Here is a 16830-nt window from a genome sequence, read left to right as displayed (position 1 = left end):
AGACAGTCGGCGAGACCTGCCAGTAACCGGATATCCCACCTATCAATACGCGGAGGCGCGCTTTTCGGCGCGCCTCCTCAGGATCGCAGTCAGCGAACAAGTCGTTCGTACATCCGCGAAGGTCAGGCAGCCACGTGGATTAGTTACAACTCGTATAGCCGATGTAATACGTTAAGCTGTTCGTACCGGACGCCGATACCGTGAGACGATTGGCTATTGGCTGGTACGTGACGGTTGATCCGTACACAATTCTGGCCACATAAATCGTACCTTCATCTGATACATTGCCATTTATATCGGTGTAGCCTTCGTCAAATTTTTCGTCCGATGGCCAGTTTAGGCCGGAACTAGGACAGGCATTCTCGACACGACTCACGGTGGCGGTCATGAAGGTGCTACCCAGCGAAGACCAGCACGAGCCACGAGCCGATACAACGAATGGGAATCTGTAATAAACCCATTGTGGAAAAAGTATGGGTGTGAGTCCAGTAGAGCCGTAGAAGTACATGGCGTTACCATCGCCACGACCGTTGAACAAATATCGACTCTTCGTGATATCAAATGTCGCCGAAGTGGCCGGGCCGTTCCCTGATGCGACAGCATTTACCGTCGTTGTCGTGTTATACCCGCTGCCGCTCACCGATCCTGCGGTTAGATTGAACGAAACTTCACCCGCCGCATCGGTGACCAGGTCCTTTGCGATATCGAATGGCAACCCGTCGATTCTTCCCCGCGAATCCGGATTGACCGTGACCGTGGCCCCTTCGATCGCGTTGGCATACTGATCCGTCAATCGAAGTGCGACCGAACTTGGGAAATTCGAGCCCTCCGCCGCGCACGCCCTTCGACTGCCGTTGATATGTCCCTGGACGAAACTCAACACGGCGGGAGCATCTGGTCTCGACTTAATGGAGAACATGACGACCCGGTTCGGGTCGCCGTTTGCGTTCGAAACCCACGTTGCTTGAATGGATATCGACTCCGCGGTTTTTCCAAGCGTGACTTCCGTCGCGGCCACCCCGTTCGTGTCCGTCTTGACCAAGGGCGTGACCAGAACATCCGATGAACCTTTCGTGACCTTGAACTCGACGTCTTGGGCTACGACCGGATTCCCCTTGCCGTCTTTTGCAATGACCGAAAGAGGAAGCGGCAGTTTTTGGCCGACGGTTCCCACCTGGCCGTTGGCTTTGCTGTCGTAGATATAGAGTTTGGGGGCTGGAATCGCCACGGCCGTCAATGTGAACAAAGCGGCATGCCTGGCCTCGTCGAACGTGTTGATACGGAGCGCCGCCCTCACCTTGATTTCCGATGCCGTATTTCCCAACTGAATGGTCGTGGAGGCCGTCCCGTCCAACGCCGTTAGAACAATACTTTCTCCAACAATCGTTGCGTCTCCCTCCACCACCGAAAACTCAACCACCTGATCCGATAAATATCCCCCCTCTTTTCCCTGAATAACGACCGTAAGCGGTTCAGGCAGAACGGTCCCGACATAAGCAGATTGTTGGTCGCCGCGAGTAATGGTCAGAGAATAGTTCTGACTCAGCTCTTCAAACGAACTGATCGTTTCTGTCGTTCCGCAAGCGGATAATATGAACAATAGAATTAGAGAAATTAACCGAATCGCCATGGCTCACCTCCGCGGTCGGGACAGAGCACACTCCATACCAAATCTTTACGGCCGAATGAAGCCTCGCGTCAAAGATTTTTCCGCCGCAATTCCAGATTGCTATCTGCCTGAAAGCATTCCGCTTCTTATGAACTCATTGGCCGACCCATCTCGCCCTATTGTCCAGAGATGGTGCTGAAACCGCCCCGCCTCTCCTGCATTTTGGACCGAAAATCGGACGGTTGAAGCCAACCGAATGGGTCGCCGGTGCTGTCACATTCGATTTATTCGCTTGCCCGTCAGGTGTTCATCGTTCACGTCCATCTTATTTCGGGGGGAAGGTCGTCGTGACCTAAAGTCGGGTCTTTAATTCCGAACAACCCTAACTTGTCGCAACCATTTATTCTGGACCCGTTGGACATGGGTCTCCAGACGCTCGCGAATGCGTGGGTGAGAAAGATTGATGGGTTTCTCAAGGTATAACAACTTTTCGAACATACTGAACATTCTACAATAGGGCTCCAACTGCCACGGGGGGACCGCGGTGAGCGTAGCTAAGGCCATGTGGCCGAAGCGTTGATCGAGATGCCACAGGAGGTTTAGACCTCGAGATGGATCAGGAAAATATTGAGAAAGAGTATGTGATCTCGATTTCCAGTACATGTTCTCAAGAATTCGGCGGTGCGGGTGTCCTCTTCGCTTCCCATACAACGCAAGGTCTACGACGACGAGATCGTACTCGGGATAAAGCGGTGTTTTGCTCGAAAGAAAGTCTTCCGGATATTGAAATAAATGGATGTCCCAAAAATCTTCGAAATTTAACCGAAACCCCTCCAAGTTGTCCGTCTCATCGTCGATATAACATGCTCGCAAGCGCTTCTTTAATCCGTCATCCGTCACGGTAAGCATTTCGGGTTAATCGGGCGACCTCAAAGCTTCACCCCATGAATTTTTGTTCCCTTGTCTTCTTTTTTGGGCACAACTTTTGGAACGATGATCGTGAATGTCGCCCCCTTGCCGGGCCCTTCCGATTCGATTATTAATTTGCCGCTATTCATCATTTCGATGTGCTTGCGAACCAAAAACAGTCCCAATCCGGTTCCTTTCCCCACTTCTTTTGTCGTATAGAATGGCTGGCCTAACCGTTCCAAATCCTCTTTGGCGATCCCATGACCATTGTCTTTTACGGAGAGAAGGACTTGATCTTTAGCCTCCTGTCCATGAATCCAAATTTTACCCGTCGCATCCTTTGCGACGGCATCGATCGCATTGGAAACGAGGTTTAATACGGCGTCGGAATAACAACTATACCCCTGAAACGTAAGTCCCTCGACCCCCTCGACCTCGACGACAATTTCTCCTATTTTAATGGGTTCTTTCTTAAGAAAGAGCATGTCCGCGACCGTCTTTCCGACGTCGATGGTATCGTAGCTCTCTTCTCCTCGCGAAAGACCATTGATGATATCCACATAGGCTTTCGTGTCTCTGTACCCTCGGTCTCCTCTCCCGGCGCATGACTCGATTTTCCTTTTCAGGTCGTTTGCTAATTCAGGCTGCTCAGCTTTCAACGCTTCCACGGCTTCCAGGGCAAATTGGGTCAATTCCTGATAACCAATAAGGTTCCCCAGTCGATTTTTCATTTGATGATTGTTTTCACTCGCGATCTGTCCAAGCTCTTGAAGTCTCTGTGCGTTGCCCTCCTGGGCTACGAGCCGATAAAAGCGGATAAAACCTTTCACGCGATTTAGAAGGAGCGTTCGGTTCCACGGCTTCGTGAAGTAATCGTTCGCTCCCGCTTCAATGAGTCGTAGAACCGTGTCCTCATCCCCATGAGAACTCAAGACGAAAACAGGCAGATTTTTGAGATTTTCGTCTTTGCGGATTTCCGCAACGAGTTCGTCCCCCTTCATTTCGGGCATGACGATGTCCGACAACACGCAGTCGACTGCATGGGCCTTCAAAAGCTCCAATGCTCTCCTCCCGTTGGATGCAAAAAACACATTGTATTCATGCTTCAACATATTCACGATGATCTGGGCAACGTCGGGGTTGTCCTCGGCCACGACAATGCTCGGCAAAAGTGTGTTTATTTTGTCCGGTTGTTCAGGGGGGTAAGGCACATCGAGGGTGCTCTTCGTGGCAACCGCACGAGCTTTCTTCTCAACGGGCACCGCTCCAGTAAGTTCAACATCCTGCGATAGCGGGAGGGCGATTACAAACTTAGATCCACCGAATTCGGAATCCTCCACCAAGATGTTCCCATGGTGTAGTTCAACCATCTCCTTCGCAAACGCAAGGCCGATTCCGGAGCCTCCATGTTCCTTCAAGGACGTGCGCGTGGATTGATAGTAGCGGTCGAAAATCTTTTCCCTCTCATCCGCGGGCACGCCGATTCCCGAATCGGCCACCTCGATATACAAACGGCTCGGATCCGTGCGAACAGTAAGCTGAATCAATGGGATAAAACTGTGCATTCGTTCACGGTCTTGGCGTCGATCCGTGAATTTAACGGCGTTGGACAAGAGATTCTCGACAACTCGTTCCATTTGCGTTGAATCCAAAGGCACGCGCAAGCCCGCCAGGCCCGAAATGTTCATACGTAGCTCAATGCCCTGCCTCTTACAGAGGATCCGACAGGAATCGGCCACTCGTTCGATAAAATCCACCACGAGAACATCTTCCCAATCTAATTTGAGCGCCCCACCTTCCGCTTTGATGGTGTCGAGCATCTTCGTCACCATACCAAGCAGCTTCTTTAAGTTCCGAACCGCCGGTTCCAGCGCGGCGCTCTTGGCTTCTTCAATAGCTCCAAGGGCGACCGCTATTGGTGTCTTGAAATCGTGAGAAACGTTGGCAAAAAACCGCTCTTTCATACGTTCAAGAGACCGAAGTTGATCCAGAGCAGACGCCAGGTCTCGCGTTCGGTCCTTAACCTGTTCCTCGACGTGAAGAAACGCATCCGCATATTCCTTTGCAAGCGTAAGGGCTGCCGCAACCACGACCGTAAAAAAAGCAGCCGGGATCAAATAGGGCGTTCCTGCGGCCCCGATGGTCGTCACGCCGATGTCATGAAAACAGGCAAGCATAAAGACCGAGTACCCGAGTAAGTATCGCCACATATCTGGCCGCCTGGAACGAAGCCAATGTGTGGCAAACTGTACGTACCCGATCGCGAACGACAGAAGTAAGAACGGGAACCACAACTCGTACACCCGGTAAATGGAATCAAAAGAGTCTCGAGCTAAGGCAAAAAGAATAGCCAGGCTCCCAATGGCACCCGCGCCACGGATCAGCCACCATCGGATAACCGAAAACCGATAAGCGAGAAAGCAAAGAAACGCGATTGATGCGATGACCGCGTTTATAAGGTGCACACGCATCACGAGTTCTAAATTGTCGAACATCCGGAATGGGAGCGCGCTCGTCATAAACGCAAATATGCCGACGGTCGCAGAACAAATTGCGAAGGCCAGGTACGCCCGTTGTCCTGGAATCAAAACAGTCAAAAAGCCGAAATAGACCCCAATCGCCAGAAGAATACCGCCAAATATCGCAAATGCGCTGAACCTTAATCCTTCGGACCACCGTACGAACGGTTCGACCTCCGTCCACTGGCCGGTGCCCATAGGGCCTGCATATATTCCGGCATTATTGGCCCCAATCTTCCGCACATGGACCCGCAGAAGGTATTTAGATTTGTGGAGGTCTCGGCAACCAGGCGGAATCCGGTAGGCGCGAAGAGCGCCCCACCACCACCCCGTCGTCCGTTCATCCATCCGCAAGCCCGTTCGACCTACTTCACAGTCATCCAAATAGACGACATCCGCATCCGCAATTCGTCCAAGGACCAATGCAGGCTCCCGTCCCGAAAGAACCGTCGACTTGATTTCCTTTTCAAAGATCCACGTGCCTTGCGATCCAAAGCCAGGGATGTTCCTCATGTCCTTTGGCAACGTGAGGTTATCTTTCATCACTAAGCCGCCTTCATTGCGCACTGTCCAACCATCGACAAGCGAGTCAGAAATGATTCTTTTGTTCAACTGTGCCTCGAGGATGAAAACGCCAACGCGCGGCACGAACGTGAAGAGAATTACCGCCCAGAAAAGGAGATCTTTCATATAGTTTCTGACGAATGGGGACATGAGCAGGCGTCGTCTCCGATGGGATATTCGACAACTCTAAGCGGAAACAGAGCTATTATATAATAACTTCGGCGAGTCGGGGTCAAAGCTCGAAATCTCAGCAATATGGACCAACGCGACTCTGCCATATGGTCCTGTCTCCCCTTGCCTCACTGGGACTCGTTCCGCAGCTGCGGTGGGCGTGTCTCAGCCTCCTGGTCTCCGCTCCTTATTCGTGGTAAACATTTCAATAAGTTACGCCTTTCTCGCTTGTCACGCCTTTTGCGTAGCAAGGGAAGAGGCCACCGCACATGATTGTATCGGCTGACAAACGTCTCGGTCCGCGGTCACCAACCACGAGGTGTGTAAACGCGATCTGCGAACTGGATACCGGCGCAACTTTTGATGGTCGAGTGCTGGACACCTCGATCGGCGGTCTCGGCCTCTATTTACCACTTCATTCGTTGCCCCACGGCGTTCGTCAATCGATAACCGCATCCGAAGGTAACAACGCCCGCCTTCGCATCCTCGACGGGTCCGCCGAAATTCTAGATACGTCGTGCGCAATCCGTCATTTTACGGTAGAGCCGCATCCAAACACCAAAGTGGGGGCTATTTGCGGAATCGCATTTGCCAGAAACCCGTCCGTCCCTTTGCCAGAACTAAGCCTTCAGAAGAATCAGCCCCATGTCGAGTTTGTGAACGATCCGGCGGCAATTGCAGAGCTAATCCAAGATCTTTGGGATCTCGAAAGCGACGCTCCGGTGACTTTACAGATCGAGACACTTCGCTGGCCGGGAATTCCCCGGCGGACCTCTCTCCTTCGAGAAATCTCGTGTCTCTCGCTGTTTTTTGAGAGTGGACTTCCCCTACCACCCTTACTGGTCGGAAAGCCGTACCTTTTTCATTTCACACTCTTTCAATCCTTTTATGTCTTTTACGCAAAGCTAATCGGAATGAAGAACGGCCGCATGGACGTGTCGGTTCCAGACTTGCTCGCCAAACTGAATCGACGCCTAACCTCGCGAGTTCCGGTCACAGCGACCGACACATTCGTTGCGACTTTCCGCGACTCCTTTCGTGACGTTGATGTCACCGGACAAGTTGAAGATCTTACGGAACGCGGAGTAAGCCTAATCACAGACGATCGAGAATCCATACTGCCAGCGGGGGTCTTTTTACCCCGGATAACGCTATCCCTAGGCCCCGGCTTTGAGACCACCCTCCAAGGCCGCGTCATTCATTGTGAAGACACGCCGGATGGTCGGCTTTCCTTGAAAGTAAATATTGAGAACAATGAACGCACTCAGATGCGGGCGCTATTCAATTTTGTGGTCTCCCGCCGTTATTCGACAACAAGCGAGTTGACCTCAGATCAGTATTCCAAAGTCTGGGTACTTTTCAACAACTCCGGATACACCGCGCTTGTCGAACCTGACTCCCTCGCGTTCATGCAAAACAGCGCCCCACCCACCTGGGACCGGTTGTACCAATCGCGAGGAGAACTCTCGCGTAACGTGGCGGTGGATGAAGGCGGGGAGGCCCTCTCCGCCGGCCTCCATTTAACCCGCCTGTTTTCGCGCACGTGGATTGTACACCACCTGGCCATCATCCATGGTCATCAACGGAGCGCGACCCCGAAACTCTTTGGAGCCATGTGCGATTTTCTCCTTCAAACGGATGCGGAGTACGTGATCTCCTATACGAAAGCCAACGAATCCTGGAGCCAAAAGAATTATTATCAGTTCGCGTCCGCATATCCGGATCCAAATCTAAACGTCATCCGCTCCTACGACGTTTTGCAATTCCCGCTTCTCAAAAGAAACGTAGATTTGACCATCCCCGAATCAGTCATTGTGCGCGAAGCCAATAAATGGGACCGCAAACGGATTGCGCGCTTCTTGTCACTTCATCTCCCGTCGCTGGAATGCACGGCCTTCGACTATGTCACTGAACAAGTAGACCTGACCGACGTTGGAGAGAAATACAAGGGCGCCGGGCTCGACCGGAATCGCCACTTTTTCATCGCCGAAGTCGATGCCCTACCGGTGGCGTTCGTCATCTGCGAAAGCGTAACGGAGGGAGTCAATATTTGGAGCCTCGGCAATTCGTTTCAAATATACTCTTTTGATCCCAAGCACGCCCTTCTTCCGGGCGCTAAGAGAGCCCTCGTCATAGCTGCGCTCCAGCATTACCGGCGACTAGGTCGACCCTTGGCATTGTATTTTGGAAGCGATGAAGACTATTCATACGTTGAAGGAATCGAGTGGGTCCCCTTTGAAAAAACGTCTCTTTGGGTAACAACGCGCGCTATGATCCCGCGTTTTCGTGAATACAATGCTCTTCTCTTTGGGCGAATTGCTGCTCGAGTTCGGGCGCGGCAACACCGAGGTCCCAAAGACTCTTTCCGCGTTACCGGTGTTAAGCCCAGCACCGAGCAATGAATGCCAGTGACGGCCAGACACATTGCAAAGAGCGTACTCCTCGCCAGCGTACTTCTCTATCTCCCAATACTTCTAGACCCTAGCGCTCGAGGAGATCCACGAGTTATTCTCGTTGTGCTCGCCGCTATAGTCATCAACGCGACGCAACCCTCTGTCCAATTCACCGAACTGGCCAGAACAATCCCCACCGGCGGTGCGAACAACTTTTGTCTTTATGTCGCCGGCATTATTTGTTTTCTAGTTCCCGTACTCGACCGGGCCTTTCTCTCCAAATCCGAGGCCTCACTGCTGAACCCAATGTCGCTTGGTGGCCTTGTCTTGATGCTCGTCGGAATGTCGTGGCGACTGTGGTCAATTGCATCACTCGGATCCGCCTTTTCTTCCGTTGCAGAAATTCGGCCTGCCCAGACCATCGTCACAACCGGACCCTACCGATATCTCCGGCATCCGAGCTACTTCGGCTCTATTGTCATGTTTGTCGGAATTGATGTACTCCTGCAAAGCATGTGGGGTGGCCTGGCCACGGTCGCGATCCTCATCCCAGCGTACTTGTTTCGTATGCGTGTCGAGGAAGCGATGTTGCTTGATGAATTCGGTGAACAATACCAGGCGTACCAACGAACTACTCGAGGACTGATTCCGTATATTTTCTGACGTTAGCGGCGCGCGCTCCGGTTACGACCATGTGTTCGCCAAAGACGATAGGCAAGCCAACACATCCCGCCGGCAACAATTCATGTGTGCGGCGGCCGAGCTAATGTCCATCGTTTATTTTCCGAATTTCACGGGGGATCATTTTTTCGTCGCGACCCCTTCGTACATGTACCCGCCCACTTTCGGCGTCTTTTCGAGGTAATATTCGCGGAGTTTCTCGAACTGAAAACCGGCCTGCGAGATCAGTCCTTTCACATCGCGGTTGAGATGGCAGCCGTCGGCGATGATGACCTGAATCGGGTTTAACCGGTCCTGCCAGGCCCGCACTTTCGGATCCGGGCTCAGGCCATGCTCCAGAAAAATGAATTTTCCGTTCGGTTTCAGGACCCGGTAGAGTTCTTTGAGCGCTCCCTGAACGTTTTCTTTGATGCTGCAAAGAACCCACGTGCTGACGACCGTGTCGTACGAATTGTCGGGCATCGGAAGCGCATCCCCGCCCACCAACACATGCTCCACCGGAATCGAAGACGACATCATGCGGTCGTGAGCCAGGTTACGCATCCCCACGTTTGTGTCGATGGCCGTGATTTTGGCGACCTTTTCTGCCGGGTAATGGGGAAGGTTCAGTCCCGTGCCGAAGCCGATCTCCAGGACTTCGCCGTTCGCCTCCGCCAAAACCGCCTTCCGATACCGCGCAAGAAACGACCTCGAGCAGAAAACACCCAGCAAGCGAGGGAAGATGAAGCGGGAATATAATCGGCGCATAAAATCCGGTGCACCTCTACGCTGGCCCGCCCTCGCTCGTAATTCAGGAACTTCGAGCCGCCGTCACTCCAAAAACTCGAACTGAATATAGACGGTGACGTTGGCGTTGAAATCGCCGGCGTTCACTCCCCCCGCCGTCCCGCGAAGGCCGACCACAAAGTCTCCATCGAAATACGTGGTCAGAGCAGAATCGAAATCCTCGACCTTCGACTGCACGCCGATGTCCTGCCTTTCGCTCCCCGTCGGTTTCGTCCTGCTCCCCACATCGACGGAACTTCCTCCCGTCGGGGTGATAAACACAACGACATCCTCGGAAAAGACCTGTTCGTATCCGGACACCGAGCTCTTGGAGGGATCCAAGTCGAACGCCGCGGCGACCACTTGCATGTGTTTCGGGACATGCCCGAATTTGGCCGTCGCGCTGTCCACATCCTCCTTGAAGGTCACGCTGTTGATCGGCAGCGTCGTCGACAATGCACCGTCGGCGACCGCGGTCTCGGTAATGCTGCTGAAATCCAGCGTGTAAACGCCGCTTCTTACACCGTCACCGCCGCAAGAACTCGCGGCAACGACTACCCAAAGAATTAAGAATAGCTGTTTGGTCATGAGGCATCTTCGCAGGGCTCCAAACAGTTGGCAAGAACCGGATAATTCGTTGTCTTTCCGAAACTTGAACGTATAGTGGCAAGCCAACCTTTTGTTTAACCCTTACTCGGGAGGAATCTAATGAAGAAGTTAGCACTATTGACGCTGGCGGCGGTAGCCCTCACGTCGACGGCGTTCGCCGATGAGCTTGGCATGAGAAAAGGAGGCTATGGAATGGGAGGCTGCGGCTTGGGCAGCATGGTGTTCGAGAAAAACTCGAAGGTGAGCCAGGTCTTCGCGGCCACGACCAACGGATCGTTCGGTACACAGACGTTCGGCATCACCTCCGGCACGTCCAACTGCACGGGCGGCGGAACCGTGAAACTGGACAAACAGCAGGAAGTGTTCGTCAGCATGAACTTTGAAACGCTGACCAACGAAATGTCGAGAGGCCAGGGCGAAACATTGGCCGCTTTCTCACATTTACTGGGCTGTCAGGACAGCGCTCAGTTTGGAAAGTTCACGCAGTCGAAGTTTGACAGCGTATTCAGCAAAGCGGAAACACCCGAAGAGCTGTTGGGCGCCGTAAAGGGCGAAGTCGCCTCGAACGCGGAACTAGCCTGCCACAGCTAATTTAGCTTCGTTCTGTTCTGAGATGAGCCATGTTCGGGCGGTGTAGACCATCCGCATGGCTCATCTTCTTTTTGGGATCGCTTCTGGCTCCCCTTTTCACCGGCGCGGTTGCGGCCGGCGATGACTCAACTGCCGTCTACTTGAGCGACCTTCAAGCCCGGGCCCGTGAAAAAAAACTGGCCGACAGCCGCTATTGGCAGTTGCTGCTTCGCTACATGCCGAGGCTTCTGGGGGGCGTTAAAAGCGAGGCGGACGATCCTACGTTTTTTCTCGCGTCTGACGGGAAAACAGACCCGCGAGCCGAGCTGGATGCCACGCTTACCGCATTTTTCTTTCCTGAAGAAACGAATCCGGAGCGACAGCATCCCCAGTGCCGTTTCCGGGGACGTTACGGTTGGTTGAAAAAAGAACTCGATTTTGATCCCGCGCGCCTCCGGGAGTACCCCTGCCCGCGATTTGAGGAATGGCGATCGAACATCGACGCGCATGGCCTTTCGCTGCTCTTCTCCTCGTATTATGTGAACAACCCCGCTTCAATGTTCGGCCACACCCTCGTCCGTTTCGACCGGGTCGAAGAGAGCGACTCGCCTGACTTGCTTGCCTATGCGACCAACTATGCCGGCGCTACGGGAGACGACAACGGGATCTTCTTCGCCGTGAAGGGATTGATCGGCAGTTACCACGGCGAATTTTCAGTCTATCCCTATTATTTCAAGGTCCAGGAATATGCGAATTTCGAAAGCCGGGATATTTGGGAGTACAAGCTGAACATCCCCTCCGAACGCGCCGGCCCGGTCATCGAGCACCTGTGGGAAATCGGGCATTCCTATTTCGATTACTATTTTTTTGATGAAAATTGCTCGTACCACCTTCTCGGCCTCATCGAAGTGGCCGATCCAAAACTCCGGCTCCGAGATCACTGGGGTGTTTTCGTGGCTCCATCGGACACCGTAAAGCGCATCCAGTCACAGGCCGGCCTGGTCCGTTCGATCACGTACCGGCCCTCACTTTTAAGCCAACTTAAGCAGCGCCGGGCCGGACTCAACTCTTCGGAAGACAAAAAACTCCGGGGTTTGGTGCACCGCGAACTTTCGCTCGACGACCCTGAGTTGTCCTCGCTTGCACCCGAACGTAAAGCTCTCGTAGCGGATGCGGCCATCGATTATCTGTTTTATAAGAATCGGACGAGACGAACTCCCTTCCAACGAAAGCTCTTACAGGAGCGCAGCCATCTTCCGGATAACCCGCCGGTCGAGAGCGAGCCGCTTTCCACGCCACCCCATGAAGGACACGACACGAAAAGAGTGGGCGCTTCTTTCGGCGTCAACAAAGACGACACGTTCGAGGAGTTCCGATTCCGGGGCGCTTTCCACGATTTGCTCGCCAGAGACGAGGGCTATCCGGCGGATTCCGAGATCGAAGCTCTCCGTCTGGCGTTTCGTTACTACAATAAAGAGAGGGCGTTCCGCGTGGAGGACGCCGCGCTCATCAACATCTTCTCGATTTATCCGTCCGATCTCTTGATCGTAAAACCATCCTGGAATGTTTCTTTCGGCCTGGAAACGCTTCGCAATGACGATTGCGGCCGTTGCAACGATGCTTTCTTAAGGGGCGGCGCCGGACTCGCGACCGACCGGCACCTCATGAAACGTGAAGTCTATTACATCTTCGCGAATGCCAACTTTGAAGCCTCTCCCTGGTCGGAAGTCGATTTCCGCCTCGGCCCCCAGGCCACGGCCGGAATCCTCGTGGACGTGTTCGAATGGTGGAAACTTCATCTCCGCGGATCATTTGATTACTCTCCCCTCGGCGCCCCGGACGTCGATTATTCCGGCAGTTTGGATCAACGATTGGCCTGGACCAAGAACACGGAATTCCGCCTCGAAGCCACGAAGTTCAAACGCGGAGCCGAGGCGCTTTTGGCTCTTCATTATTACTTTTAATGATTGGAACGAAATCAATCTTTACCTTCTTGATGCTGGCGCTGGCCGGCTGTACGAACGTCTTTTACCAGCCGTCCCGTGAAAAGTACTTCACCCCCTCCGAAAAAGCCGGAGCGGAACCGGAAGAAGTATTTTTCCAGAGTCCGGACGGACCTCGCCTCCACGGCTGGTTTTTCTCGTCCAAAAAGTCTCCCTCTCAAGGGACGGTCATTCAGTTTCACGGAAATGCCGAGAACATGACGAGCCATTTCCTTTCCACGGCGTGGGTCATCCGCTACGGCTACAATCTCTTTACGTTCGATTATCGCGGATACGGACAATCCGAGGGCGCCCCCTACCCGGCCGGCGTCCATCTGGATGCCCTGGCCGCCTTGAACGAGGTGAAGCGGCGCGCCGTTGGGCCCGTCATTGTCTACGGCCAAAGCCTGGGCGGCGCCATCGCTCTTCGCGCGCTGGAAGATTGGGGCGGCCGCACGGATGTCCAAGCCATCGTGATTGAAAGTTCTTTTCTTTCGTACCGGAAAATAGCCCGGCAAAAGCTGGCCGATTATTGGCTGACCTGGCCTTTTCAGTGGATGAGCGCCCTGCTGGTTTCCGACAGCCACAGTCCGAAAAAAAAGATACTGGAGTTGGCGCCCATCCCCATTCTGGTGGTGCACGGTACGGAAGATCCGATCGTCCCCTTCAAATTCGGCAAAGCCATTTTTGATGCGGCGGGTGAGCCGAAATGCTTGTGGCCTATCGCCAGCACCGTTCACGGGCACTTGATGAATACCGAACAGGGCCGCCTGCGGCAGCCGATGGTCGATTTTTTCGAGCGGCGGAGCTGTCCGGTCAGTCAATCCAATTGAGTTCGACGCGGCGGTTTTGGGCGCGCCCGGCTTTCGTCTTGTTGTTGCCGATCGGCTTGCTCATGCCGTACCCTTTGGCCTCCAGACGTGAAGCGTCCACGCCCTTCGAAACCAAATAATCCATGACGGACTTGGCTCGGGCGTTCGACATCCTCAAATTGACGTCCACCGGGCCCGTATTGTCGGTATGTCCCTGAACCTCCGCCCGCACTTTCGGCCATGCCGTGAGTTCGGCGGCGACCTCATCCAGAATTTTTGTCGATTCCGGCGTCAGCTCCGCCTTTCCGAACTTGAAGTTAATGCCCTTGAGAACTCCCCGCGACTTCGTGACTTTGGGGCAGCCCTTTTCGTCGATTTCGGTTCCTTTAGCCGTGTCGGGACAGAGATCTTTGTCGTCGGTCACGGTGTCGCCGTCGGTGTCGGCGGGACAACCCTTCTCGTCGACCTTGGTGTCCTTCGGCGTATCCGGGCACTGGTCTGTTTCATTCAAAACACCGTCGCCGTCTTGGTCTTTCGGACAACCTTTTTCATCGACCGCGGTTCCTTCAGGCGTGTCCGCGCATTGATCCGGGCCGTCGAACACTCCATCCTTGTCCGCGTCCGCAGGGCAACCGGCCGCATCGACCGTCGCCCCTTTGATCGTATCGGGGCATTTGTCGATCCCGTCATGAACGGCGTCTCCGTCGGCATCGCTCGGACAGCCTTTCGCATCGACCGTCGCTCCCGCCGGAGTGTTGGGACATTCATCCTTCTTATCTTTTACACCGTCGGCGTCCGTATCGGTCGCCGGCTGCCCGCCGAAGAGAAATGAAATTCCGAGAGCGCCTTCGTAGTTGTATTGGCGAAGATCGCCCAGCCCATCGATCTCGGCGTAGACAAACCGCCCGTCCAAACGGGCGGCCAGGTAGTCCGTGATCACGAAACGGACGCCGGCGCCGGCGTTTACTCCCAGATCATTGGAGTCAAACAGTGCGCCCGCATCGGTTTTTTCCCAACCGACTCCACCGGTCACAAAGGGTTGGATCCGTTGTTCCGTGAGAAAATTATAGAGGAGGTTAAATCGCAATGAACTGAAACGAACATTCTCTTGCGGGGGTGCGGCAAGCTTCGTATCCGTGAAAATCATTTGATAGGACGGCTCGAAACTAACGTGAGGCGCGACGAAATAACCGAAACGAAGGCCGTAAAGCAGATTGTTTTTCGGTTCGGCCCCGCCGTATTGGTCCGGGAAGCTGTAGCCGACGTAAGGACCCAGCTCGAACGTACCTTCCCGCACGCCTTGGGCGCGCAGATTACCCGCACCGAAGAGGATCAGAGCGGCCAAAAGGATGGGGAGATGTCGCATGGCTTCCTTTCTCAAGATTCACGCGTACTTACCGAGAATTTGGTGTGACTGCAATAAACGACGAGGGTTTGAGGCGAACGTCTGTCAGAACGCTGACAATTCTCCGTCAGTTACAAGATCCTGACAGCCCACTCGCGCTCACAACCGCTTGGCACAGCCGTTGCTCTTGCTACATGAACAAGGAGTGAATATGAAAAACCGCGTAACAAAGATAACGATGATCCCTTGTTCTCGCGCCTTCCTGGCGCTTCTGGCCAGCATTCTTTTGTTTCCCAGTTTCACACGGGCGGATGATTCCAAGCAGACTGAATTGAAATCCGTGCCGATCGCCATTCTTCTAGATTCCTTGGGGCCGCAAAGTAGCACTCAACGAGTCAAGTTTGAAGTCGGTTGGCGGCCCCAAGGAATCTAGACCGCCTGGCGTAAAGAAATTGAGCGGTGTGGACGGCTATCGTCTACGCAAAGGGGACTATCGCGTTTTATTTACGATTGATGACATGGCGAAGGAGGTTCGCCTATATCGAATCGGGCACCGCAGAGAGATTTATCGATAGGGGGGTCCGTTCCGTTTCCCTCTTGCGGGAATTTGAGAGTGAGGGAACAATCGTCGCCAACCATTTTGAGAGGAGTTTAAGCCATGGAAAAGAACAAGGTCATCGAACTATTGAACAAGATTCTCGAGCATGAACTTGCCGGGGTGGTCAGGTACACGCATTATTCATTCATGGTGTTCGGCTACGCCCGGATACCGATCGTAAAGTGGCTCCGCGATCAAGCCAGCGAATCCATGCAACATGCCCAGCAGATCGGGGAACAGATCACCGCGTTGGAGGAACACCCCTCTTTGAAAATCGCCCCGCTTCTCGAAACGCATAAACATAATATCGACGACATCCTGAAAGAGAGTCTCGAACACGAAAAGGCTCAGCTTAAGCTTTATCATTCGTTGCTCGAATATGCGGCGGACCAGCACGTCTCCCTGGAGGAGTTCACCCGGCACATGATCCGGGAAGAACAAGAACACATCAACGAAGTCGAGAAAATGCTGCGCAAGCCGTCCTAATCGCCGCCGATAGCCAAGACCTGGACGACATTTTCCGATTTGGGTTCAGGCGTGGACGACTCCTGGGCATGAACCGGCGTGACGCCGAGCGGAAACAGCGCGACAACGGGGAACTTCATTCCCCGTATTCATCACACGAGGCCGGCGCCTTGGCGCCCGGTTTCGTTCCGGCGAATTGGACGCTTCAGCTAGACAGAAGCGCTCAGCGCGAGTTGTACAGACGGTCAATCTGCGATTCGGCTTCCAACCAATCGGCGTTGGGGTCGCCGCCCCAAAAGCCTCGCCGTTCGGCGATAAAGTAAGCCGCTTCGGCGATCATTCGCTGTCGTTCTTCGGGAGCAACGGAACTCATCCCCGCCTGCCGTGAACTCCGAGGCCGTGTGCCCGGCGTTGTTGTTTTTCGCTCTGTAGCTGAAGCGGCACCTGTCGAAAAAATGTTCTTTACGGTTTCCATGTATCCTCCATCCCTGGAACTCAACTCCATGGGTTGTGCGAAAATATCAAGGCCCTTTGGTCCGCGAACTGACGCTGATCATGGTCGTCTGGCACATAAGGGCTTCTTTTTCATTCAGGGGTAGATATAGTGCCCCAACATGGGCCTCAAGAAAAGAGTTCAATCTGCGACAAAAGTACGACGTGTTGTGCCAAAACGCCGTGCCTCGAAGAAACCCCCGGCTCGCATGCAGCGGGAGGTGGCGAAGCCGGTCGATCCGGCCAAAGACGCCCAATCGATCTCACCGCCTCCGCCGGAATTCCAACCCCAGACCGTTGCCCCGGTGCTCACGCTCCAGCCGCCCGCTTCGGATCTCGCCCCCCT

14 protein-coding genes are annotated in these 16830 nt (G+C 53.9%); 7 read left to right on the top strand and 7 right to left on the bottom strand.

What is annotated here, in order from left to right; genetic code table 11:
- Positions 1-139 precede the first annotated feature (139 nt).
- Positions 140-1630 carry a hypothetical protein gene (locus tag VI895_11080; protein ID HLG20343.1) on the bottom strand — a complete coding sequence of 497 codons (1491 nt, stop codon included), beginning with the start codon at positions 1628-1630 and terminating at the stop codon, positions 140-142.
- A gap of 908 nt (positions 1631-2538) precedes the next feature.
- A complete protein-coding gene (locus VI895_11075; protein HLG20342.1) occupies positions 2539-5580 on the bottom strand; it encodes an ATP-binding protein in 3042 nt (1013 codons plus the stop codon).
- Between the two features lie 563 nt (positions 5581-6143).
- Here VI895_11075 and VI895_11070 point away from each other — a divergent pair.
- Positions 6144-8174 (top strand): hypothetical protein, encoded by a 2031-nt coding sequence (locus tag VI895_11070; GenBank protein ID HLG20341.1) that lies wholly within the window; start codon positions 6144-6146, stop codon positions 8172-8174.
- A gap of 114 nt (positions 8175-8288) precedes the next feature.
- On the top strand, positions 8289-8828 hold the full coding sequence (locus tag VI895_11065; GenBank protein ID HLG20340.1) for an isoprenylcysteine carboxylmethyltransferase family protein: 540 nt from the start codon (positions 8289-8291) through the stop codon (positions 8826-8828).
- Positions 8829-8966: 138 nt separating this feature from the next.
- Here VI895_11065 and VI895_11060 read toward each other — a convergent pair whose 3' ends face one another.
- The gene (locus VI895_11060; protein HLG20339.1) at positions 8967-9557 is read right to left on the bottom strand and encodes a class I SAM-dependent methyltransferase; all 591 of its coding nucleotides are present in this window, start codon (positions 9555-9557) and stop codon (positions 8967-8969) included.
- Positions 9558-9656: 99 nt separating this feature from the next.
- Positions 9657-10199 carry a hypothetical protein gene (locus VI895_11055; protein HLG20338.1) on the bottom strand — a complete coding sequence of 181 codons (543 nt, stop codon included), beginning with the start codon at positions 10197-10199 and terminating at the stop codon, positions 9657-9659.
- A gap of 120 nt (positions 10200-10319) precedes the next feature.
- Between VI895_11055 and VI895_11050 the strand changes: the two genes are divergently transcribed.
- From VI895_11050 to VI895_11040, 3 genes are read left to right on the top strand one after another with little or no spacing between them, the layout of a single operon-like run.
- Complete coding sequence (locus VI895_11050) at positions 10320-10811, top strand: DUF3015 family protein (GenBank protein ID HLG20337.1); 492 nt, start codon at positions 10320-10322, stop codon at positions 10809-10811.
- Between the two features lie 29 nt (positions 10812-10840).
- Positions 10841-12754 (top strand): DUF4105 domain-containing protein, encoded by a 1914-nt coding sequence (locus tag VI895_11045; GenBank protein HLG20336.1) that lies wholly within the window; start codon positions 10841-10843, stop codon positions 12752-12754.
- Entirely contained in the window at positions 12754-13605 is an 852-nt protein-coding gene (locus VI895_11040) for an alpha/beta hydrolase (GenBank protein ID HLG20335.1), read from the top strand. Before VI895_11045 ends, VI895_11040 begins: the two co-directional genes overlap by 1 nt.
- On the opposite strand, the gene VI895_11035 is transcribed toward VI895_11040, so the two are convergent.
- Positions 13589-14965, bottom strand: a complete 1377-nt coding sequence (locus tag VI895_11035; protein HLG20334.1) for an OmpA family protein — start codon at positions 14963-14965, stop codon at positions 13589-13591. The two genes, VI895_11040 and VI895_11035, sit on opposite strands and share 17 nt — an antisense overlap.
- A gap of 175 nt (positions 14966-15140) precedes the next feature.
- Here VI895_11035 and VI895_11030 point away from each other — a divergent pair, with 175 nt between their 5' ends.
- Both VI895_11030 and VI895_11025 read left to right on the top strand, forming a co-directional pair.
- Entirely contained in the window at positions 15141-15362 is a 222-nt protein-coding gene (locus VI895_11030) for a hypothetical protein (GenBank protein HLG20333.1), read from the top strand.
- Between the two features lie 225 nt (positions 15363-15587).
- Positions 15588-16013, top strand: a complete 426-nt coding sequence (locus VI895_11025) for a ferritin-like domain-containing protein (protein ID HLG20332.1) — start codon at positions 15588-15590, stop codon at positions 16011-16013.
- Here VI895_11025 and VI895_11020 read toward each other — a convergent pair.
- Positions 16010-16132 (bottom strand): hypothetical protein, encoded by a 123-nt coding sequence (locus VI895_11020; GenBank protein HLG20331.1) that lies wholly within the window; start codon positions 16130-16132, stop codon positions 16010-16012. The two genes, VI895_11025 and VI895_11020, sit on opposite strands and share 4 nt — an antisense overlap.
- An 83-nt stretch (positions 16133-16215) precedes the next feature.
- Positions 16216-16467, bottom strand: coding sequence for a DUF2934 domain-containing protein (locus tag VI895_11015; protein ID HLG20330.1), 252 nt, complete (start codon positions 16465-16467; stop codon positions 16216-16218).
- Between the last annotated feature and the right edge of the window lie 363 nt (positions 16468-16830).

The sequence above is a fragment of the Bdellovibrionota bacterium genome (assembly GCA_035292885.1).
Classification (GTDB): domain Bacteria; phylum Bdellovibrionota_G; class JALEGL01; order JALEGL01; family DATDPG01; genus DATDPG01.
This window is presented reverse-complemented; position numbering and strand designations above follow the sequence as displayed.